Here is a 647-nt window from a genome sequence, read left to right on the forward strand (position 1 = left end):
AAGCCGCCAAGAAGGCAGCAGGATGTGAACGCCGTGCCCGCCTGCCCAAAGGAACGCGCCTGCCGGTCTCGAACAACCGGCAGAAGTCCGCTGCGACATTGGCAAGGCTCTATGCCCGCCTTGCCAATCTCCGAGCGGACGTTACTCATAAGCTCACGACTCGACTCTGCCGCGAACACCAAGCGTTAGTGATCGAGGATGTAAACGTCAAAGGGATGCTCGCGAACGAGAGACTCGCTCGCGCCATCTCTGACGTGGGTTTTGGGATGTTGCGCTCGCAGTTGGAATACAAGGCGAAACGCTACGGAACGCGGTTGGTTATTGCTGATCGCTGGTATCCAAGTAGCCGACTGTGCTCCATCTGTGGCTGGAAGAACGAGGCGCTGACGTTGAGCGATCGAGAATGGGTGTGTGCGCAATGTGGTGCGCACCATGACCGTGACCTCAATGCGGCGCGGAACCTGAAACGGCTGGCAACCGAAACTGCCCTACCCGTGGCGAGTCCGACCAGTAATGGCGGCGCTGCGGCGGGGACCGTCCCCGCCGCAGCCGGGAAAGTCACGCTTGTCAGATACGACGGTGGTCATCAAGACACGTCGGGGCAGGAAGAGAACCGTGCGCACCTTTGCGCACTTTCTTGATAGCAG

Annotated in this window: 1 protein-coding gene; it reads left to right on the forward strand. The window is 59.8% G+C overall.

Translation table 11 applies throughout. The features are described 5' to 3' along the window. Positions 1-641: RNA-guided endonuclease InsQ/TnpB family protein (locus NW819_RS13870; protein WP_414414106.1), on the forward strand; the 641-nt coding region annotated here is incomplete at its 5' end. Between the last annotated feature and the right edge of the window lie 6 nt (positions 642-647).

This window comes from Synechococcus sp. R8-2, assembly GCF_047461715.1.
GTDB lineage: Bacteria > Cyanobacteriota > Cyanobacteriia > Thermostichales > Thermostichaceae > Thermostichus.